The sequence below is a fragment of the Parashewanella sp. 2210YD4-3 genome, from assembly GCF_056591735.1.
On sequence record NZ_JBWQOG010000001.1, the window covers coordinates 634,863 to 655,303 of the forward strand.

A 20,441-nucleotide genomic window follows, 5' to 3' on the forward strand; every position below is an offset into this window, starting at 1 on the left:
AATCAATCTACCAACTGGTAATCTCGTTTAAGTACATCGATGATTTCTGTTTTGGGATTTGACGATACCATCAACGGCTGACCAATGATTTTTTCAGCAAGCTCAGTGTAGGTTTTTGACACTGTCATCATGGCTTCAAGCGGCAATGCATTATCACGAGCTAACGCTTCACGCTCATCCATGCGATCTTTATTCAAAAGAATATCGGGATCGGGAAAGTGGTTAAGTAACATCTGACGGAAGCTTTCTTTTGAGTTTTCGACCACACGCCCTTGCTCATAATCTTTGGTATCCCAAATACGAGATGAGTCCGGTGTTCCCACTTCATCCATGTAGATCAGTTTTGATTGACCTTTGTCATCTGTTACATAACCAAATTCAAATTTGGTATCAACAAAGGTTTGATCGATCTTAGCAAGTTGCTCGCTGATCACAGCAAACCCATCTTTCAATAGCTTTTCATAAAGGTCGATATCACTTGCCGATTCAAATCCAAAGGCTTCAACATTGTCTTCAATGTTTTGTCGAGAAACATTCACATCATCTTGCTCTGGCACATCGGGAATATTTTTTAAAATGCCCTTGGTAGATGGCGTGATCAAAATCTCTGGCAGTTTTTGATCTTTTTGTAAGCCCTCAGGCAAAGTGATCCCACAAAACTCTCGCTCGCCTTTATCGTATGCTCGCCACATAGAACCAGTGATGTATTGACGGCAAATAGCTTCGACTTTTACTGGGCGCGCTTTTTGCACAATCCAAACCAAAGGGTGCGGCACATCTAAAATATGACTGTCTGCCAATCCATGCTCTGCAAAGCATTTGAACCAGTGGTTCGAAATGGCATTAAGTGCTGCACCTTTACCCGGAATGCCTTTCAAACCGCCCTCACCGTGAAAAATGCAATCAAACGCTGAAATGCGATCGCTAATCACCATGATGGCTAAAGGCGTATCTTCTGCAACAGGATAGTTTTTTTGCTCGATCAAACGACGGCTGTCTTCATCCGTCAACCAATACACGCTGCGGACTTTGCCACTATGAACAGGTTTATCAGTGCGAATAGGTAAATCATCGTTCACCGCAAGAACAGAATCAGCAAGACTCATTGCAGGGTTTCCTTAAATGTAGGGACTGGAATTTTTTTGAGCTATTTTACTGATTCAACAAGGTTAGTGCTATCTGTGCAGAGCAAGTATTTATTTTGTCATAAAGAATCACTATTTTTGTGGGGCATATAATCTTTCTGTAACAGATCACCTTTTAAAATAATTCTCAAAATATCACTTGAATATACGAAATTTCATATATATTATTTTTCGTATATGTAGTTTTAGAGGATCGAATATGGATCCATTATTCCTGTTTAAAGCACTAGCTGATACAACTCGACTTAACACAATACTGCTCATCGCTCACCAACAAGAGTTGTGTGTGTGTGAATTAATGGAAGCATTAGATGAAAGTCAGCCTAAAATTTCTCGTCATCTAGCATTGCTCAAAAAACAACAAGTATTGATCGATCGCCGTGACGGACAGTGGGTGTTTTACCGACTCAATCCTGCATTGCCATCATGGTTTATCACCATGCTCAATGAGCTTATCGTTCAAGAAACACCAATATTCACTCAAACTTTGGCTCGACTCGATGAAATGGGCGATCGTCCGTCTCGACAAGGCCAATGTTGTAATTAAGACGGAATACGAGAATTTAATCATGACAATTAAAGTAGGAATTAACGGCTTTGGTCGTATGGGACGCCTAGCCTTACGCGCTGCGTGGGATTGGGATAATGTCGAGTTTATTCAAATTAATGATCCACAAGGTGATGCAGCTACTTTTGCTCATTTATTAGAATTTGATTCTGTTCATGGTCGTTGGAACCACCCAGTGAGTGAGGATAAAGGTAAGATCGTTATTGCCGATCAAACGATCAATTTCAGCCGGAACCAAACCATTGGCGAAACCGATTGGTCTGAGTGTGATGTGGTAATCGAGGCTTCAGGCGTAATGCGTGATAAAGCCAAACTGCAAACGTATTTAGATCAAGGCGTGAAGCGCGTTGTCGTAACGGCTCCAGTAAAACAGGAAGGCGTGTTAAACATAGTGATGGGTGTGAATCATCACCTATACAACGCCGATGAACATCGCATCGTAACTGCCGCATCTTGCACCACCAATTGTTTAGCACCCGTAGTCAAAGTACTGCATGAAAAAATTGGTATTGCTCATGGCTCAATGACCACAATCCATGACATCACCAATACCCAAACCATTTTAGATGCGCCGCACAAAGATTTACGCCGCGCTCGTGCTTGTGGGATGAGTTTGATCCCAACGACCACAGGCAGCGCCACCGCCATTACTCATATTTTCCCTGAGCTAAAAGGCAAATTAAACGGTCACGCGGTTCGTGTTCCACTCGCCAATGCCTCTATCACTGACTGCGTGTTTGAAATGAAGCGTGAAGTCACGGCTGAAGAAGTTAATCAATTACTGACAGATGCTGCTGACAATGAATTGGCTGGCGTATTAGGTGTTGAAACCAAGCCATTAGTCTCAATTGATTATAAGACTGATCCTCGCTCTGCCATTGTTGATGCGTTATCGACTATGGTGATCAACGGCACTCAACTTAAGTTATACGTGTGGTATGACAATGAGTGGGGTTATGCTAATCGCACCGCTGAATTAGTACGCCTTGTTGGTGAGATGGATTTATAAGCGTTAGTTTAATGCCAAAAGTGGGAGTCATGGTGCGATAAGTCAACAGTCCGTGACAGGAAGTCACGGTCGTCAGCACATGGATGTGCGCTTCTGTTGACGTTCGCATTATGACTCCCTACTAAGTTCACACTAGAGTATATGAATAGACACTTACGCCATGATTTCTCAACTTAAAGCCCTACCCGATTCCATCAAACAATACTTGATCATCACAGGCAACTATTGGGCATTTACCTTAACCGATGGTGCTTTGCGAATGTTGGTGGTATTGCATTTCCACCAGCTGGGTTATTCGCCACTGGAAATCGCCATGCTATTTTTGTTCTACGAATTTTTTGGCGTGGTGACCAACTTAGTGGGTGGATATTTAGGCGCACGCATTGGTTTAAACAAGACCATGAACATCGGCTTGGGGCTGCAAATTGCGGCATTACTGATGTTATTAGTACCAAGTGATGCTCTTCCTGCCATTATTGCTGGTGTGCCATGGCTTATGGCGGCGCAAGCGCTTTCTGGCATAGCCAAAGATCTCAACAAAATGAGTGCTAAAAGCGCCATTAAGACATTGATCCCTAAAGATGCTCAAGGCCAGCTTTATCATTGGGTAGCAATACTAACTGGCTCTAAAAATGCTCTTAAAGGTGTAGGCTTTTTCTTAGGTGGTTTACTACTCACTGTAATGGGGTATCAATGCTCGTTGGCCTTTATGGCTGCCGCTTTAGCTATTGTGTGGTTACTCAGCTTGTATTTGCTTAAAGCCGATCTCGGTAAATCGAAAGCTAAGCCGAAGTTCAGCCAAATGTTCTCGAAAAGCAGAGAGATCAATGTTCTATCTGCGGCACGTTTATGTTTGTTTGCCGCTCGTGATGTCTGGTTTGTGGTAGCACTGCCTGTGTACTTTGCTACTCAGCTTAATTGGAGCAGCTGGGAGGTGGGTAGCTTTATGGCGGCATGGGTAATTGGCTATGGTTTTGTACAAGCCTACGCGCCAAATCTTACAGGTAAAAAATCTGGCAAAGTACCGACAGGTCAACAAGCGATTTTATGGTTATTGCCTTTAATTTTACTCCCAGCCTTAATTGCTCTTGCCTTGATTTATAATTTCGATCCAACTTTTGTTTTAGTCTCTGGCTTGCTGATATTCGGAGCTATTTTTGCCATCAATTCATCTCTACATAGTTATTTAATCGTCAGTTATGCATCCAGCGAAGGCGTTTCCATGGATGTCGGCTTTTACTATATGGCGAATGCGGCAGGACGCTTACTGGGTACGGTATTCTCAGGTTTGGTGTATCAAATGTATGGACTCACAGCCTGTCTTGTAGCTTCATCAGTGTTACTGATATTGGCCTTACTATTCTCTTTGGGGCTACCAAAGCGCTAACAAACTCACTCAACAAGTTAATCGTTTTTTGACTTATTCCGGCTTCACACTATCAAAGAACCTTCTGGTGTGAAGTCAGTTTTTCTTCCCTCTCTCAACGATACTACACATTGATTTTCAACTATCATTAATAGTATAAAATTTCGGCTAACCACTGATTTTTATCGTTAAAATATGGGTTGTCGTCACTTTTGATGGAGAAAACAATGCTGCCAAGTCAACCAAAAGTTAGTACCTATGACGTAGATGATTTTGTCATGGTACATGGGGTGCCTGAAGATAGTAAACGAGTTGACCAAGCAATAAATGGATGGGTTGGTGCACTTATCAATACTGATGTTGCTAGCGAACATCAACAAAGAGCAAAAGAGCTTTTGCACCTTATTACAAACGAAAAAATACCACTTGATGTTCGTTTGCAGCAATTACATGAATTTCAATTATTGTTCAATGCTGACAATCAAACTGCCGCTATCAAGTTTGCAGGGCAACAGGGATCTGTTGATTTTACAGTAAAGTTAGTATCAACAAAGTCTAATAAAGAATTTCCCCTTATTACAACTGACAATTGTAAACAATCTATTGCTACGGTAAACCAATTTGCTAGAGATGCCTGCAAAGAAACACCTGAAAAGATTAAGACTAATTTTACACGAGATTGCTTGGAGCGTTCAGACAGTATGGTGTTGTTAAACAATAATGAAACCTTGCTCTCTATTGAGCAAAATAATCAGCTATCTGATAGAGAAAAATTTTTTGAAACCATGCAAGAGTACCTTCCTGCCAATATCGATCAAAACAAAGTAAAGGCGTTGCTGGCTCAAGATTTATTACTTTATATTCCACACTTAGACTATAGAATGAGTTCACCTGGCGACAGGCAACTTCAGCATCAGATATCGATTCACCCTAACTCTGTGGTGATTACTATTGATTGCAAATATAAGGCGCTTGGTTTACCTGAAGAAGAGAGTCGATTGCGAATGTGCCGTGACAACGGCTGCTATACAGAGTTTAATCTGAGGTTCGACATTTTAGTACTCGATAAAGAGATTTTTTGCACCCAATGTTTTTGGGTTGGAGGTCAACAAGCACTACAAGAAAATACACATAAATCTCGAAACTAATAAACACAAAAAGTATTTCTATTCTCAGTTCTAGAGTAAAAGCATATTGATATTTTTATCAATATTACTGGATTACTGGTCTTTAAAATCATGTATATGAAGATATCTAATCCTTCAACCAGAAAACCAATCTGTGATAGCGCAGTGGATGATATGCCCAAACCACTTTATGACAGTGAGCAGTTCCGACCTTGAAAGCAATCACCATTCATTACTTTTACGCTGAAAATGTAAACCATACTTCTAATATTCCACCGATATAACAATAACAAAGACTTTATTATCAATAATTATTTAATTTCTTTATTCTAAAGTGAGACGATCCCAACTAGTAGTTTGCGATCAGATTTGAAGATGGCCTGTTTAGCAGCCAAGGCTGAATCGTATTATCTTCCGTTAAAGGGATCAGCTATGAAACATCTAGCACAGCTCAAATATGCAACTTTATTTCTTTTACCCTTCACCTCTTTTGCCTCTTCGGCGGCGTCTCTCCTTTCTTTTAGTCACAACAGTGGTGGTGATATTATTAGACTCCATTCTAAACAGTCAGAAAACAATTTCTCTGAATCTTATATACCTAAGACTGGCAAAGAATATTGTGAACAAGTGATTGGTAGCGACAAAAACTGTTTTCCTTTTCAAAACACCTCAACTACTTCGCAAATGAATATTCAATTTGACAATGCCGGCATTCTGAATATTGACAAAAATTTTTCTGATGCCATTCAACTAAAAGATTACTCCCAATCAAGCCATGTGGTCGTTTCTAACCCTAGTACCTATTCAAAAATCTATGATGGTTTGGTGAGTGACATGGTGGGATTAACTTGTGATGGTAAGCAGTGTAAGCCTTGGAGTTAATACACTACAGCATAGTGCTGATTCAGATAAACCCGACATTATCTTAAGAGGTATAATTATGATTAAACAAAAATTGCTTAATCAACTTCCGTTAATTATTGGATTAGCCGCTTGCTCTGTGTTCTCGTCTACAGCACAGTCAAGTCAGCAAAATGAAACCAGCCATATAAAAAGCTCCGCGATCGTTTCATTCAATAAGCATATCAGTAATTTTTCCATGAAATTTACGCATCTGTCAGGAAAGACCTTCTGCCAAGAACGACGGGGACTTAATCAAAATTGTTATCCATTTCGTAATACCTCAGACGATTCGTATATGAATATTAACTTTGTTGACGATGGGCAAATTCACCCCATTCCCATGCACAACAAAAATTCATTTTCGATGAACAACTACACAAAGACAGCTCATATCATTGTCTTTAACCCCTATGTAAATAAACAAATTTTTGATGGAAAAGTCGATGATATGGTTGGGTTAACATGCAATGGAACTAAGTGTAAGCCTTGGAACTAAGGCATTTCGTCCCTTAATTGGAGGAGTAGTTGTTATGAAATACGTTAACCTATCTAAATGTGTGGGAATATGTCTTCTAGGTTTATCTCCTTTAATTAGCTTTACATCGCAAGCAGTCATAGCGAAAGACTCACCAAGTACGTTTATTATGAAACCGTTCCCCTTAAAGTCAGGAAGTAACTTTTCATTAAGTCCCACTTTTATGACAGGGAGGGAATTTTGCCAAAATGAAGTTGGGGCTAACATCAATTGCTTTCCCTTTCTAAATACTTCCACCAATTCCAACATGAACATCAACTTTGAAGACGACGGAACAATTCAATCGGTTCCAATGTTTCAAAAAAAAGGGGTTCACTTACTCAATAAATATATCAATCCAACTCATGTTACCGTTTTTAATCCCGTTGATAGCAAAACCATTTATGATGGAAACATCTACGATATGGTTGGATTATTTTGTGATGCTGACCGCTGCACCCCATGGAATTAGTTCTATCTTAATTTCTACACCTTAAAAAACAACACTTGGAGATGTGCCGCCAACTTGGGCTGCTATACCGAATTTAACCTAATAGCTGAAATATTAGTGCTTGAAAAGGGAAGTTTTTGTACCCGCTGCTCGTGGAATGGCAACCAAGATGCATTAGAAAGTCGGCGAAGATGGTTCTGGAAAAATTAGTTATCAATCTACTCAAGTCACATTGTTATAGTCAAAATACAATTATTATTGCTAAAAGTTATTTTCATTCACCATCTCATAATGAGACTCTCGACTTTGGCATCTTAGAGTAAATCATTAACCTTATTTATCAACTGAAAGGACTACCTATCATTCAGGGCTGAATTGTAATGCTTCTTTTCAAATCTAAGGAGATAGTACATGAAACGATTAGCTCTATATCCATGTACACTTGCATTACTGTTTTTACTTCCATGTGCAGTGACTTTTTCCGCTGCTGCACACCCCAATAAGCAATCCAGCAGAATAGATATTGTTAATCTCAAGCCTAAAGATTCTGGAAATAATTTTTCTGCATCCTATAAATCTTCTGGTGGAAATTATTGTGAGATTATTTACAACAGAGATAGCAACTGCTTTCCATTTTATAATACCTCGGACAATTCATTTGTGAACGTCGCTTTTGAAGATGGCTCAATGAGAGGTGTTGAGATGCACAAAGTAAGAACTTTGTCTTCAAGGAGTCGTAGAAATCCGCTTCATGTAACCGCTTATAACGCTGCAACAGGCAAGCAAATATATACCGGCGACGTATGGGATATGGTGGGATTAACTTGTGATGGTAATCAATGTAAACCTTGGAATTAATTAAGGGTGATCAATAATGAAATTATCAAAATCAATTAAGTGCTTCGGGGTACTTCTAATCGTCTCACCTCTGACTTGCTTAGCATCACCTGTTGTTGCTCACAAGCAGACAGGAAACAATCTACTGGTCCAGCCCTTACCGCTCACATCAGTTAGCAATTTTTCAGTACCTTCACAAGATCAATCAGGCAAGGATTTTTGCCTAAATACCGTCGGACGAGATCACAACTGCTTTCCATTTCATAATACCTCGACCAATTCGTTTATGAACATTACGTTCACTCCCTGTCGAGTCGAAGCGGTTGAAATGTATCAAGAAAGGGGATTTAAGGTAAAACCATACGTCAAGGAAGTTCATATTAGTGTTTACAATCCCTATGAAAGCAAACAAATTTATGAGGGAACAGTTAAAGATATGGTTGGGTTAAGTTGCGATAGCGATCATTGCAAACCATGGAATTAACACCTTAACCCACTGAGTTTAAGGGCTATAAACGATGAAATTATCAAACTTATCTACATATACGGCTATGGCCATTTTCTCGGTTTTAACAAGCTTTGCATCTCAAGCTATCACTTCCAAAAGCTCGGATAACGTTCAAACCATTAAGTCACTGCCGCTAAAATTAGGCAATAATTTTTCAATGCGCTCTGCGCCTCAATCAGGTAGAGAGGTATGTCTAAATGCAAGGAGAATGAGTAATTGCTTTCCGTTCAGTAATACTTCTGTAAATTCAATTATGGATGTCGGTGTCGGTAGCGACCCAATAATCGAGGTACCAAGTGAGCAATTTAAAATTTTTATTTTTGATGACAACACTAAATTAATTCATGTCAAAGTCTATAACCAATCTTCAACAAAGCAGATTTTTGAAGGTGATGTGAATGACCTGGTCGGATTAACTTGTGATGGCAATCAATGCAAGCCTTGGAGTTAGGCCATTATCACTTATACATTAATCATTAATTGCTTGGAGAGCGAATGATGAAACACTCAACTCACCATAAATATACTCAAGGAGCTTTATTCGCTATTCTCACTTTGTTTCGCTTTACATCGTACGCCAGTGAGCCTGCTCATTACCTTGTTTCATCAGTTAATAGTGCTTCTGAAGTAACGCCACATAACAATTTTACACCACAGCCTTATCCAAAGACAGGCAAAGAATACTGCTTAACCTATGTGAATGTGACTAAAAATTGCTTTCCCATACTCAATGATTCATCACTATCGTATCTGAATGTTAAACTTGATAATGGTTTAGTGGTTTCTTTCGCACAAAAGCAAGCAAGGCACTATTGGCTAAACGATGCTGACTACAGAAGCCAAGTTCATCTACAAGCCTACAATCCTTATGCAGGCAAGCAAATTTATGATGGTGAAATGACAGATATGATTGGATTGAAGTGCGATTTTAATCACTGTGTTCCTTGGGAATAGAATGATTTATTGCTTCATCCCTTCACGAATACAATCTAACAAGGCAACTATCCAGCAAGCAATCAGCAATATGATCCCTAGATTGGCCGTGACTAAAATCTCGCTATAAACCGATTGGTGAATCGTCGTCATAATTGCAGCCGGATCTAACGGTAACTCACCACTGACAATTTGATCAGCGATACGTTGGGCAACGTCCAATATTGGTTTGATCAACATAACAAGACTTACCAAAGTAAGTGCAATAAAACCATACCCTCTGTATTTATGGCCTTGAATAAGGTGACCAGCCCCAGGGCAGACAAAAGCTGAATACAAAGCGGCTTTAACTGAAAGCTTCATAACTACTTAATAATTTAGATAAAAGTAATAATTAAGAATGTAACACCTCGCCGTTGATCTTGCCAACTCAGTGCTAAATCCGTGCAATTGACTACCGCCCATCTTCTGCACGGCGCTTCTTGAACGCAGAATCAGTTAACCACTTTGGCCAATCGTGATTATTGGCTAGTTTTGTAATAATACTGCCCATTAGGGCTAAATCTTGTTTCACTCCACCTAAGTTCCATGACGGATCATACTTGTCGGCTTCTTTATGATACTTGTATTTGATGTAGTTAGGATCGGTATCACCAAGGCTCATAAACAATAACCCCGGCACTCCTGCCTGAGCTAATGCAAAATGATCTGAGCGAAAAAACAAGCCTGTTTGTGGACGGGGATCCGATTTCACATAGCGCCCTTGAGCATTAGCAGCTGCTTCCAAATAATTATCTAATTCAGACATACCTTTGCCATATTGCAACTCATAATTCACCGCCCTATTTGGATTCATTCCATCAATATTTAAAAAGGCCACAATGTCTTTGGTAGGTACTGGTGGTTTTTTAGCAAATTGCTTAGCACCGAGTAATCCCGCCTCCTCACCAGTAAAATCAGTAAATAGAATATTACGTGCAAAAGGCACTTTATCCGATTGAGCCTTTAGGTTTCGTGCAAGGTCCATCACCCCTGCATCGCCAGATGCATTATCAACAGCACCATGAAAAGTGTGTACAACCCCTTTGCTATCAATATGTTGACCTAAATGATCCCAGTGAGCATGAACCACAATCGTCTCATTGGTTTTGGTTTTAGCTGGCAATTTAGCAATCACATTGTATGAGGTAGATTGCGTCACATGATTGTTTAAGGTCAGATTTGCTTTAAGCTTTAATTCAATTGGCCTGAAATAGCGGGAAACCGCCTGTTGTTTTAACTTATCAAAGTCATAGCCTGCTTCAGAAAATATTTTTTGTGCCGCTTGATGTTGAAGCCAGCCCATTACAGCAACAGTATCTTGGTTATGAGCATCATCCACCAGCGATAACTGATTACCGCCCACTGAATTTTTTACAACATCCCAACCATAACCCGCTGGTGCCGTTTCATGCACAACAAATATCGCTTTTGCGCCCTGCCTTGCCGCCTCTTCAAACTTATACGTCCAACGGCCATAATACGTCATAGCATTGCCGTTAAACAATTGAGGGTTTTGGGTAGTAAAGCCCGGATCATTCACTAACACAATCACTGTCTTGCCCTTTACATCCACACCTTGATAATCGTTCCAATGATATTCAGGTGCATCTATCCCATAGCCACAAAATACCACTTCACTGTCTTTTAAAGTTATCTGCTTATTGAGGCGCTCAGTTCTCGCCGTAAATTCAATAACATTAGTAAAGGATTCATGCCCAATGTTTAATTTCATATTTTGATCGGTTTTGATTTTTGCCATGGGAACTGGCTGTATATATTTACCTTTATAGCCCGGCAATAAACCAATATTTTTGTAGGCGTTAACGAGATAATTTGTGGTGAGTTTCTCATGTGGACTTAATGGTGCTCGCCCTCCAAATTTTGTAGATGATAAGGTTTTAACATCTTGCCGGTATTTTTTTTCGTGGAATTGATAAGTTGCTGCTGAAGCTTGAAAAATGGTACAGCTCATTATAGCTATTACAGCTAATAAAATGGCTTTATTCATGCAACGTTAACCTTAGATTGATTTGAAATGAAACAGAGTGTAAATCTAAGTTTAAATTCTACCCTTACAAAACTGATTTTGCGCTGAATGTAACCTTATAGATCAGTCATTAAGTACTCGTGCAAATGTAATCGAATAATTTTGGTGTTCATTTTAGGTACTGAGCAAGGCGCTCTTGCGCAGGAAATGTAATAACGACAGTTTTGTATGTCGGTAATACCGTCAGTCTTTCAAGCAAGAGGAACACAGCACAGTACTTAAAAGGGATATCAAAAAATATGTTTTCATTTGCATGGGTACTTATTAGATTGCATGGTTGAATAGCACAACACTTCTCTATTTTGTTGCAACTCTAGCCAAAATCGCTTGAAGGCTATCATTTTCATCCTCGCTATGTCCTTTATCAGTAATAAACCCCCAAGAATAAAAAGCAGCTAACTCACCATAAAATTCATCAAACTCTTCAAGGGTTGATAAAATGGTATGTTCAGGGTTTTCTCCTTCTGCTCGAACAAACACAACAGCGACAATATAACCTTTCTTGAGTTGCGTCCGAATCTTATCAACATCACACTGTCGATCTAAGGTATCTGAAAGCGGTGTGAAAGCCTCTCGTGTATTCAGAGGTAAATTATCATAACCCGCTCGATAGAAGGCCTTATATTGCGAGTGAATAATGTAAGCCTCTAAATTTTTAATTACCTTTTCGACTAAGCGCAGATCATCCTCTAAATTACCAGTGGCTTGCTCACGCTTTATTTTAAATAAGCTCAATAATTCCTGCTTTTGCTCAACGGTACCATTAGCAGATACTTCGCAAATCGCAGCTGAAACCTGTTTTTGAATAAGAGCAGAGTGAATAGGCTCAGGACTAAAAATAGTTAATCGCTCAAAAAGCCCGTGATAATATCGCCGATGCCAAGAAGCATCATAGTCATGGTGAGTTTTTTGCTTTTCAACACGCCGATCAAAAAAATTGTTGAACTTATGATGTCTAAAAATTAAAAACACGTCATTTGGCGATATTTCATCATCACTTAAAAAATTTATTAATTGGAGGGCATGGGGAACAGGGCCGTGTAGGATTAGCGGTGAATCACAAACATCTGTAAACATCGCACTTTGCACAATTTCATCGGCATATTTTGAATGAACATGTCCACGGAGAGTAAGTAAGTTTGCATGATGAAGCCCATACTGTTTGAGCTTTTTCGTTAATATTTTATCAAGCAGTCGACCTTTCTGAATGGCCTCACCACTCAGCCACTCTTTAAATTTTGGAACGGTAATTACGTGTTGATCTCGAATAGATTGAGGCACATCAACAGTATATGATGACCCCTTAGCACAGCTCCTAGGATCATGAAAGCTCACCATCGGACAGTTACTGTGCTTTTGCAACAACTTTCGCTTAGGCTCATCATCCATTTGACTAAACAGGTCTAGACCTATATCGAAAAAGCTTCCCAACATGGATTCTATTTTCGAGCCCTTTAAAAAATAGTGCTTACTGACTTCAAGCCAACGTTTCGAGCATTGCTCAGAATGAACTTCTAATTCTTTATATTCCGATTGATGAAATCCATCTCGTGCTTTATGAAAATCAGGAATAACGTTGGGACAAGCGCTTTTCAAAATTAACTGATGTAAGGGTATTTGAGTTAAATCGTAAATCACTTCATTATCGTCAAAATCTCCCCAGCCTTTACATTCTGGAGGCTTATGAACAACAGCAAGATCTGCATGTATTATCACTTCCCCTAAGTGGTGACCACTTTCACATTGCTCGCCCTCTCTATTTGGAGGAACAAAATCCGCAAGAGCTTGTGATAATAAAGGCTCAACGCTTAAAGACATTAGTTAGACTTCACAAGATTTAAAGTATTGAATCCTCTATTTTTTCAAAACTCATAATCCCAGTACAGTTAACATTCATTCATACAAACGCATATTGTCACTATGTCATTGTGAAAATATTTGCAAATAACACATTATCCTAAAAAAAGGAGCCTAAGCTCCTTTGGACGTTTCCAATATGATCAAAATAAGATTACTGGCAGTTCATCAAACGGGTTAACCCACCAGTTCTCGCTTCAACGGAATTTTCCACATTCGGAGCCAAAGTTGGGAAAAAGTTTAATCCTGAGCGATATTCAATTTCATCAATCGTCACTTCCGTGCGGCAGTAATCATCACGGCGTCCAGCCGTTTGTTCCATGATAAAACCTGACGCATTAATCCACCCTGTATTTGAAATGGTTGCAACCACTTTAAAGTAGCCTGATGGCACAAAGTGTTCTTCATCCGCTTCAGGCAAAGAAGCAAAATCATATTCGTACAATGGCCCCGTAATAACGTATACCGAATTGCCAGTTCTTACCGCACCACGAACCGCGTTTTCGAGTTTTACCCAAGGACCTTGGTTTAACTCACTGGATTGAGGAGTGATATTGCTTAAATAGTTAGTCGCACTCCAATATGGTGTGTTACTAAATGAAGCCAAAGGCACTTGATGTCCTCTGTCCACACCAATAGTGGCATGAGCGCTTCTGTAATCGCTTGGCTCTAAGGTCGCATTTTCAGGCAACTGTGGATCAGCTCGCCATGTGCGAGTGCGAGAGCCACCATCAATCGTTTGTGGTGTGACTTGGTAAGCTACCCAGTCCGCAAACTTAGTTTGAGCATTGTTAGACAGTGTATAGATAGGTCTTTCAATGACTTGGTTAGTGGCAACACCACCTGTTGGACAACCATATTGACCACAATTATCTGCAGACGCAGAAAAAGAGGCCACAGCAGAAATAGCAGTAGCTACCATCATTACGTTTTTCATTTTTACCCCTTGTTATTCTAGATATCACTTCTAATGGTGTTTTCTAGATTCGTTATGTTTCGCCAGAGTTGGCGACAATGTATTTTAAGGAGAAAGATTACAGTTTTGTTACAGCGGTGATGTGAGGTAAGTTTAATTTCTAATGATGAGTTGAGATTATGTATACAGATATTGACGAAGATTAAGATTTTTGATCTTGAGAGGGGGAAGTATGCGATTAAAGGGCGAAGCATGCTAGCTTCGCCTCAAAGATCAATTAAAAACGATAGCTTGCTTTAAATTGCATCAGTGAATTACCTGATTTTGTTTCTAAATCAAAACCTAAGCCAAAACCATTAGTAAACATGTACTCGGTACCAGCCACTAACAGTGTGTCACCGTCATTATGTTTGCCGCCGATATTTAGCATCCAACCATCAACCACTTCAACTTTATATTTCGCTGTAATCACAAATGCAGAATCATCAATTTTTATTGAGCCGCTTTTCGCCTCCGCCTTTTGCCAACCAGCATCAAGGTCGATAACTGAACTATCATTGATTTCGAACTGCTTACCTACAACAGCCTCCAAGAATGTCGAGTCAATATCACGACGAAAAGCAGTAGTTTTTAAATCTAAGTATTCACCAGCAACATAAAATCCATTCCCCCACTGATAGCCGCCGCCAAGGGTGAGACCTTTTGGATCCAGTCCAGAAGTGTCAATCATGGCATACCCCGCATGAATGTTAGTGTTAGAAAGAACAGATTTATGGTTATCTGCAATTGCATTGAATGATAAACCAAGAGCAAGAGGAAGTAGCGCGAGTTTAAAAAGTTTCATAATAATCCCTTATAAAAAAATCAGGGCTATCATATTCGATAGCTAAAAAATGAGCAACATGGTTTTTTGTAACTTTTATTCTTAACTATCAATAAGTAATATAAATTATCTGGTTTGCGCTTTTAGCCTTTTTCGGCCATGGTTAAAGCAGATACAGATACAAATTTAAGGAATGAGTTGTGTCTTTGGTTATACGCAGTGATGCAAGTTTCACAAAAAATTTAACCATTAATCAAGAACAGCTTGATACCATCAAAAGTGCTCAATCTCTTGAAGAGGCAACAAAGCTAAGCTTTATTGACAAAGTGTTGGATAAGCTTTTTTCTAGGAATAAAGCTGAAGTCCACAAACTGTTGTATTTGTTGTTTCAAGAACATTCTCCAGTTACTTCCGAAGATATTATTAACAAAACTCAAGCCTATGATCGGCTCACACAGCTCGTCGACCCTAAGCACCGTTCGAGTTTAAAAATTTCGGTTCAACAAGCCCCTTTAGGGGAAAAGTCTCATAAAGTTGCGTACCACTTTCAATTACAAGATCTGCCATTTTCTCTTGAATTTTCCTTTAACGATTTACCCGAAGAAATAATACCTGCATCAATAGCTCAGCAATGGTTCATGGCAGAACAAGGCAAACGTTTATTACTTCATCACCCTAATGAAGGTTGGCAACAATTAATGGAGCAACTGCAACAAGATTCTGAAGAAGTATTGCTTCAAATGTACCAAGAAAATCCAAATGACCTCTCCACTTTAGAAAATGACGACATTTTTCCTGAATCAACACTTGAAGAAGACAAAGCTGCGTTTAAGGATATGCTTAGATTAAATAAAGTAGACCAAGATAGTAGCACTGTTACAGAAGCACCCAGCACACAAAAAATAGAAGCAAAACCCCATGACCAGAACCGAACCCAAGCGGCCAAAAAAATCCTCAGAAATTATAGAGCCTTTAGAATGAATAAAGCGGCAGCACTAAAACAAGCCCATGCAACGGGTGCTAAACAAGCCGTTATGACCAGCAAAGATGGAACACGTTACTATGTCGACCCTAGCGGCTTGTTTCCGTTGATGAGAAGACCGACATCTAGACCACAAAGCGATATATCGGGTGCACATAGCAGACTTGATAGAGCTGATGCTCAATATTTAAGATTTACCCACGTGTTTGAAAGTGACTTAGACAAAACGCTTCTTGAGCCTATTAGTGAGATTGACTTACATGAACATGGTAGACTAGCAGAACATTTTGAACAACAGGATTACTTTATTGAAGCTCTTAATGAGCTTAAACTTGCTTTACCAAATGCTTCGTTTAAAGGACGTTCAATCCAACCAAGCATGCAAGGCTCATTAGATGACCAAGGCCGAAGACTTGCGGTCAATGGTGGAGAAAATACCAAACAATTTGTAGATCGAACCAATACTTCTATTCCGCTACAAGCTTTTAAAATTGCATGTGAAGATCTCGCTTCAGCTCATAAGCATGGTATCTACTTTCGAGACATAAAAAACGAAAACCTTGTGTATCGAGATCATCAAGTAGGAGCAAATGGAAAAAAAATTCCAATTGAAAACCCTAAAGTTCACTTTATAGATTTGGATGAAATGTATACACCTAATTATGGTAGTGCTTACAGAAGATGCGGCGCTCAACCTTATATGACGACAGAATTACTTGCAGGTAAAGAAGATGGCGATCAAAATATCATTGAGTCTGCAGATAACTACGCCATGTTAATTTCTTTACTACAAAGTGTATCCGTTACGATAATGAAAAATGTACCAACATACTCGCATTCAAGAGCAGATATGTTTGAACATGGAATACTCCATGAACACAGCAATTCCGAAGAGCATAGAGCAATGTTGGATCAAGTTCTTATACAAGTAATCAAACCAGAGTGTCTTGAACAGGTTCGAAGCTTTCTGCGAGAACCAACAGAATATCCATTAGAAAACTCACTCGATGATGTGATTAATTGGCAAGCTACTTTATAAAAGAAGCCGTTTGTAACACACCCACGACCTCTTGAATAACTTCCACTTAATTATTCAGCTTTATTTTCTGACAATTCAGATCCTTTGCTCTCTTGCGGCAAAATCAAATTCATCAAAATCCCCACAACACCACACAAACTAATGCCCGTTAGTGAAAACGTCGCCGAACCGACCGACATACCACCAATCCCCAACACCAGAATCGTTGCCACGATACACAGGTTACGCTGCTTGCTTAAATCCACCTGATCTTTTACTAAGCTGTGCATCCCTACCGCAGCAATAGAGCCAAACAACAGGATTAAAATGCCACCCATCACTGGCGTTGGGATCGATTGCAGTAATGCCCCTAACTTGCCACAAAATGCCAATACAATGGCAATACAAGCTGCCCAAGTCATGGTCACAGGGTTGAAGTTTTTAGTCAGCATTACCGCGCCTGTCACTTCTGAGTAAGTAGTATTAGGCGGCGCACCAAAACAAGCAGCAACACTGGTTGCAATCCCGTCTCCCGATAAGGTGCAATGCAACCCCGGCTTTTTCACATAGTCTTTACCCGTTACGTTCCCAATAGCAAGTACGTCACCAATATGCTCAATGGCTGGTGCAATCGCGACAGGCAACATAAATAGAATCACTTGCCAGTTAAACTCTGGTGCAACAAAGTTTGGCATCGCAATCCAAGCCGCTTCACTGATCTTACTGCCATCCAGCATACCTAATAATCCTGCGGCGATAGAGCCAACTATTACGCCACATAAAATCGGTACCAAACGGAACAAGCCTTTTGCTAATGTTGCTACAGTCAATGTTGTGATCAAGGCAGCCATAGAAACGATTAATGCATCTTGATAAGCAAATAACTCAATCGCACCGTCACCGGTTTTACCCATGGCCATTTGCACGGCAACAGGAGCTAAACTTAAACCGATCACCATGATCACAGGCCCAACGACAACAGCAGGCAGCACTTTCTTCAGTAAAGCGGTACCTCGCCAGCGAACGAATTGTCCTAGCAATAAATAAACGATACCAACGGCAATCAAACCACCCATGGTCGCTGAAATTCCCCAGTTTTGGATACTGAGTGAAATTGGGGCAATAAAAGCAAAAGAAGACGCCAGAAATACAGGGACTTTACGCTTAGTAACCAATTGAAATAACAAGGTCCCCAAACCCGCACCAAACATGGCAACGCTGGGATCAAGACCCGTTAAAATTGGCATTAATACCATTGCACCAAAGGCAACGAAAAGCATTTGTGAACCAGCAAGGGCATTTTGTAAATTCGAAGGGGGAGAGGTTTGTTCCATAATTCCAACTGTTTCAGATTGAGGTAGAAAAGCTGGACGGAGATTGTAATCTAAGGGATCAAGATCACAAAACACTATCTGTTAAAAAAGCCGTTTTGTTTTAAGAACATACCAGTTGAGATTTATTTAGCAAAAAAGGAGCCGAAGCTCCTTTTTACTCATCGTATTTTTAAACGATTAAGCTTGTTCTTTTGAGCGACGCGGACGACGTTCACCTTGTGGGCGGTTTGAACGACTGCGGTCATTACCATTGCCATTACCACGACGTTCCCCACCGCGACGCTCGTTATTACGACGGCGTGGTGGACGGTTGTTACCGCCATTGTCTTCGATCACTTGATCGCCTGCTTCACGCAGATTCAACTGACGACCACATACGCGCACTTTTTTCAGGTGCTGCAGTACATCTTTTGGCATACCTTCAGGAAGATCTACCGTAGTCACAGCATCGTATAAGTGAATTTGACCGATGTAACGGCTATCAATGTTCGCTTCATTAGCAATTGCACCAACAATGTTACCTACGCCAACATTGTTATCACGACCCACTTCAATCAGGTAGCGACACATTTTCACATCAGGGTTATCTTTTAAGCCTTCGGCTTTACCTGGTGCGATAGGGCCACGTTCACGAGGACGGCGAGCACCATCTCGATCACTACGCTCAGTACGTTCACGCTTATCACGTACTCGCTCTTGCATTGCTGGCAATTGTAATGGGCGCTCTGCTTGCACCTTTTGTAGCAGTGCAGCAGCTAACAAATCAGTATCCACTTCAAGCTGGTTACACAACTCGGCCACGGCTTCTTTCATGAAACCTAAATCGCCAGATAACGTCTTGGCAATCTGCTCACCTAGGCGTGATAAGCGCTTTTCAGCAACGATTTCAGGGCTTGGAACGCTCATTGGTGCAATACGGCTGTTAGTGGCACGTTCAATGGTACGCAACATACGCATTTCACGGTGAGTCACAAACAAAATCGCCATGCCGGTACGACCTGCACGACCCGTACGACCGATTCGGTGTACATACGCTTCTGTATCGTAAGGAATGTCAAAGTTGATCACGTGACCAATACGTTCAACGTCAAGACCACGCGCCGCAACGTCAGTCGCGATGATGATGTCTAGTTTGCCCGTTTTTAATTGGTCTACCGCACGTTCACGCGCTTGCTGGTTCATATCACCATGTAATGGCGATGAAGCATAGCCACGAGCTTCTAGCTTTTCAGCTAACTCGACACATGAATTACGGGTACGAACGAAAATGATGATACCTTCGGTATTTTCAACTTCAAGTACACGTACTAGCGCTTCAAGTTTGTTGTGCTGTGAAACCTGTACAAAGCGTTGTTCAATTGACTCAACGGTAGTGTGGCTTGCGGCAATACTAACTAAAACAGGATCATTCAAGTGTTTCTTGGCAACACGCTTAATTTGCTCAGGCATGGTTGCCGAAAACAATGCTAACTGACTGTTCTTTGGTTTATGATCCAAGATCCATTCGATATCATCAATAAAGCCCATTTTTAGCATTTCATCGGCTTCATCCAACACTAATGCTTTTAGGTGCTCTAACTTAAGCGTACCACGACGCATATGATCCATTACACGACCAGGCGTACCCACGATCACTTGTGGACCACGTTTCAATTGGTGCAATTGTTGTCCCATGCTTTGACCGCCGTAGATAGGCAATACATGGAAACCTTTCATGTGCTTAGCGTAACTGTTAAACGCCTCAGCAACTTGTACGGCTAGCTCACGCGTTGGCGCAAGAACTAAAATTTGTGGTTGAGACAGCTTGGCATCGCAGCTGTTCAATAATGGTAAAGCAAACGCACCGGTTTTACCTGTACCTGTTTGTGCTTGACCAAGAATGTCTTTACCAGCCATTAATGGCTCAATACTGGCAGACTGAATTGGGGTAGGTTTTTCGTAACCTAGCTCGTCAAGCGAGCGCAGAAGGGCATCGGATAAACCGAGTTCACGGAAGGTTTTTTCACTGGATGACATTAGGTTGTAGCCTTGTGGATGCGCAGGAAGCGCAATTTACTTCTA

20 protein-coding genes are annotated in these 20,441 nt (G+C 40.5%); 12 read left to right on the top strand and 8 right to left on the bottom strand.

Annotated features, from left to right (window positions below; all coding sequences use genetic code 11):
* Positions 1–2: 2 nt before the first annotated feature.
* Positions 3–1,106, bottom strand: a complete 1,104-nt coding sequence (locus AC1EU0_RS02705; protein WP_480300385.1) for a phosphoribosylaminoimidazolesuccinocarboxamide synthase — start codon at positions 1,104–1,106, stop codon at positions 3–5.
* Positions 1,107–1,344: 238 nt separating this feature from the next.
* Here AC1EU0_RS02705 and AC1EU0_RS02710 point away from each other — a divergent pair, with 238 nt between their 5' ends.
* The 11 genes from AC1EU0_RS02710 (at position 1,345) to AC1EU0_RS02760 (ending at position 9,382) form a co-directional block, all read left to right on the top strand.
* Positions 1,345–1,692 carry a metalloregulator ArsR/SmtB family transcription factor gene (locus AC1EU0_RS02710; protein WP_480300386.1) on the top strand — a complete coding sequence of 116 codons (348 nt, stop codon included), beginning with the start codon at positions 1,345–1,347 and terminating at the stop codon, positions 1,690–1,692.
* A 22-nt stretch (positions 1,693–1,714) separates the two neighbouring features.
* On the top strand, positions 1,715–2,722 hold the full coding sequence (locus AC1EU0_RS02715; RefSeq protein ID WP_480300387.1) for an ArsJ-associated glyceraldehyde-3-phosphate dehydrogenase: 1,008 nt from the start codon (positions 1,715–1,717) through the stop codon (positions 2,720–2,722).
* A gap of 160 nt (positions 2,723–2,882) precedes the next feature.
* The gene (gene arsJ / locus AC1EU0_RS02720) at positions 2,883–4,109 is read left to right on the top strand and encodes an organoarsenical effux MFS transporter ArsJ (RefSeq protein WP_480300388.1); all 1,227 of its coding nucleotides are present in this window, start codon (positions 2,883–2,885) and stop codon (positions 4,107–4,109) included.
* A 206-nt stretch (positions 4,110–4,315) separates the two neighbouring features.
* Positions 4,316–5,236: a hypothetical protein gene (locus AC1EU0_RS02725; RefSeq protein WP_480300389.1), complete on the top strand. Its 921-nt coding sequence runs from the start codon at positions 4,316–4,318 to the stop codon at positions 5,234–5,236.
* A 411-nt stretch (positions 5,237–5,647) separates the two neighbouring features.
* Positions 5,648–6,097 (top strand): hypothetical protein, encoded by a 450-nt coding sequence (locus AC1EU0_RS02730; RefSeq protein WP_480300390.1) that lies wholly within the window; start codon positions 5,648–5,650, stop codon positions 6,095–6,097.
* Positions 6,098–6,155: 58 nt separating this feature from the next.
* Positions 6,156–6,614 carry a hypothetical protein gene (locus AC1EU0_RS02735; RefSeq protein ID WP_480300391.1) on the top strand — a complete coding sequence of 153 codons (459 nt, stop codon included), beginning with the start codon at positions 6,156–6,158 and terminating at the stop codon, positions 6,612–6,614.
* Positions 6,615–6,648: 34 nt separating this feature from the next.
* Positions 6,649–7,104 (top strand): hypothetical protein, encoded by a 456-nt coding sequence (locus AC1EU0_RS02740; RefSeq protein WP_480300392.1) that lies wholly within the window; start codon positions 6,649–6,651, stop codon positions 7,102–7,104.
* A 390-nt stretch (positions 7,105–7,494) separates the two neighbouring features.
* Positions 7,495–7,941 carry a hypothetical protein gene (locus tag AC1EU0_RS02745; protein ID WP_480300393.1) on the top strand — a complete coding sequence of 149 codons (447 nt, stop codon included), beginning with the start codon at positions 7,495–7,497 and terminating at the stop codon, positions 7,939–7,941.
* A gap of 16 nt (positions 7,942–7,957) precedes the next feature.
* The gene (locus AC1EU0_RS02750; RefSeq protein WP_480300394.1) at positions 7,958–8,404 is read left to right on the top strand and encodes a hypothetical protein; all 447 of its coding nucleotides are present in this window, start codon (positions 7,958–7,960) and stop codon (positions 8,402–8,404) included.
* 34 nt (positions 8,405–8,438) lie between these two features.
* On the top strand, positions 8,439–8,879 hold the full coding sequence (locus AC1EU0_RS02755) for a hypothetical protein (RefSeq protein ID WP_480300395.1): 441 nt from the start codon (positions 8,439–8,441) through the stop codon (positions 8,877–8,879).
* A gap of 44 nt (positions 8,880–8,923) precedes the next feature.
* Complete coding sequence (locus AC1EU0_RS02760; RefSeq protein ID WP_480300396.1) at positions 8,924–9,382, top strand: hypothetical protein; 459 nt, start codon at positions 8,924–8,926, stop codon at positions 9,380–9,382.
* A gap of 6 nt (positions 9,383–9,388) precedes the next feature.
* Here AC1EU0_RS02760 and AC1EU0_RS02765 read toward each other — a convergent pair whose 3' ends face one another.
* From AC1EU0_RS02765 to AC1EU0_RS02785, 5 genes are all read right to left on the bottom strand, one after another.
* Complete coding sequence (locus tag AC1EU0_RS02765; RefSeq protein ID WP_480300397.1) at positions 9,389–9,724, bottom strand: hypothetical protein; 336 nt, start codon at positions 9,722–9,724, stop codon at positions 9,389–9,391.
* Between the two features lie 91 nt (positions 9,725–9,815).
* Positions 9,816–11,411 (bottom strand): M28 family metallopeptidase, encoded by a 1,596-nt coding sequence (locus tag AC1EU0_RS02770; RefSeq protein WP_480300398.1) that lies wholly within the window; start codon positions 11,409–11,411, stop codon positions 9,816–9,818.
* A 336-nt stretch (positions 11,412–11,747) separates the two neighbouring features.
* Positions 11,748–13,268, bottom strand: coding sequence for a hypothetical protein (locus AC1EU0_RS02775; RefSeq protein WP_480300399.1), 1,521 nt, complete (start codon positions 13,266–13,268; stop codon positions 11,748–11,750).
* Positions 13,269–13,461: 193 nt separating this feature from the next.
* Positions 13,462–14,244: a DNA/RNA non-specific endonuclease gene (locus tag AC1EU0_RS02780; protein ID WP_480300400.1), complete on the bottom strand. Its 783-nt coding sequence runs from the start codon at positions 14,242–14,244 to the stop codon at positions 13,462–13,464.
* Positions 14,245–14,500: 256 nt separating this feature from the next.
* Positions 14,501–15,067 (bottom strand): hypothetical protein, encoded by a 567-nt coding sequence (locus tag AC1EU0_RS02785; protein WP_480300401.1) that lies wholly within the window; start codon positions 15,065–15,067, stop codon positions 14,501–14,503.
* 179 nt (positions 15,068–15,246) lie between these two features.
* Between AC1EU0_RS02785 and AC1EU0_RS02790 the strand changes: the two genes are divergently transcribed.
* Positions 15,247–17,067, top strand: a complete 1,821-nt coding sequence (locus AC1EU0_RS02790; RefSeq protein ID WP_480300402.1) for a hypothetical protein — start codon at positions 15,247–15,249, stop codon at positions 17,065–17,067.
* Positions 17,068–17,117: 50 nt separating this feature from the next.
* On the opposite strand, the gene AC1EU0_RS02795 is transcribed toward AC1EU0_RS02790, so the two are convergent.
* On the bottom strand, positions 17,118–18,380 hold the full coding sequence (locus AC1EU0_RS02795; RefSeq protein WP_480300403.1) for a uracil-xanthine permease family protein: 1,263 nt from the start codon (positions 18,378–18,380) through the stop codon (positions 17,118–17,120).
* A 177-nt stretch (positions 18,381–18,557) separates the two neighbouring features.
* Entirely contained in the window at positions 18,558–20,396 is a 1,839-nt protein-coding gene (locus AC1EU0_RS02800) for a DEAD/DEAH box helicase (protein ID WP_480300404.1), read from the bottom strand.
* Positions 20,397–20,441: the final 45 nt, after the last annotated feature.

What these genes read in the sequence shown, in the direction of transcription:
- AC1EU0_RS02705 (WP_480300385.1), bottom strand. Translation starts at nt 1,106, where the DNA reads ATGAGTCTTGCTGATTCTGTTCTTGCGGTGAACGATGATTTACCTATT.
- AC1EU0_RS02710 (WP_480300386.1), top strand. Translation starts at nt 1,345, where the DNA reads ATGGATCCATTATTCCTGTTTAAAGCACTAGCTGATACAACTCGACTT.
- AC1EU0_RS02715 (WP_480300387.1), top strand. Translation starts at nt 1,715, where the DNA reads ATGACAATTAAAGTAGGAATTAACGGCTTTGGTCGTATGGGACGCCTA.
- arsJ (WP_480300388.1), top strand. Translation starts at nt 2,883, where the DNA reads ATGATTTCTCAACTTAAAGCCCTACCCGATTCCATCAAACAATACTTG.
- AC1EU0_RS02725 (WP_480300389.1), top strand. Translation starts at nt 4,316, where the DNA reads ATGCTGCCAAGTCAACCAAAAGTTAGTACCTATGACGTAGATGATTTT.
- AC1EU0_RS02730 (WP_480300390.1), top strand. Translation starts at nt 5,648, where the DNA reads ATGAAACATCTAGCACAGCTCAAATATGCAACTTTATTTCTTTTACCC.
- AC1EU0_RS02735 (WP_480300391.1), top strand. Translation starts at nt 6,156, where the DNA reads ATGATTAAACAAAAATTGCTTAATCAACTTCCGTTAATTATTGGATTA.
- AC1EU0_RS02740 (WP_480300392.1), top strand. Translation starts at nt 6,649, where the DNA reads ATGAAATACGTTAACCTATCTAAATGTGTGGGAATATGTCTTCTAGGT.
- AC1EU0_RS02745 (WP_480300393.1), top strand. Translation starts at nt 7,495, where the DNA reads ATGAAACGATTAGCTCTATATCCATGTACACTTGCATTACTGTTTTTA.
- AC1EU0_RS02750 (WP_480300394.1), top strand. Translation starts at nt 7,958, where the DNA reads ATGAAATTATCAAAATCAATTAAGTGCTTCGGGGTACTTCTAATCGTC.
- AC1EU0_RS02755 (WP_480300395.1), top strand. Translation starts at nt 8,439, where the DNA reads ATGAAATTATCAAACTTATCTACATATACGGCTATGGCCATTTTCTCG.
- AC1EU0_RS02760 (WP_480300396.1), top strand. Translation starts at nt 8,924, where the DNA reads ATGATGAAACACTCAACTCACCATAAATATACTCAAGGAGCTTTATTC.
- AC1EU0_RS02765 (WP_480300397.1), bottom strand. Translation starts at nt 9,724, where the DNA reads ATGAAGCTTTCAGTTAAAGCCGCTTTGTATTCAGCTTTTGTCTGCCCT.
- AC1EU0_RS02770 (WP_480300398.1), bottom strand. Translation starts at nt 11,411, where the DNA reads ATGAATAAAGCCATTTTATTAGCTGTAATAGCTATAATGAGCTGTACC.
- AC1EU0_RS02775 (WP_480300399.1), bottom strand. Translation starts at nt 13,268, where the DNA reads ATGTCTTTAAGCGTTGAGCCTTTATTATCACAAGCTCTTGCGGATTTT.
- AC1EU0_RS02780 (WP_480300400.1), bottom strand. Translation starts at nt 14,244, where the DNA reads ATGAAAAACGTAATGATGGTAGCTACTGCTATTTCTGCTGTGGCCTCT.
- AC1EU0_RS02785 (WP_480300401.1), bottom strand. Translation starts at nt 15,067, where the DNA reads ATGAAACTTTTTAAACTCGCGCTACTTCCTCTTGCTCTTGGTTTATCA.
- AC1EU0_RS02795 (WP_480300403.1), bottom strand. Translation starts at nt 18,380, where the DNA reads ATGGAACAAACCTCTCCCCCTTCGAATTTACAAAATGCCCTTGCTGGT.
- AC1EU0_RS02800 (WP_480300404.1), bottom strand. Translation starts at nt 20,396, where the DNA reads ATGTCATCCAGTGAAAAAACCTTCCGTGAACTCGGTTTATCCGATGCC.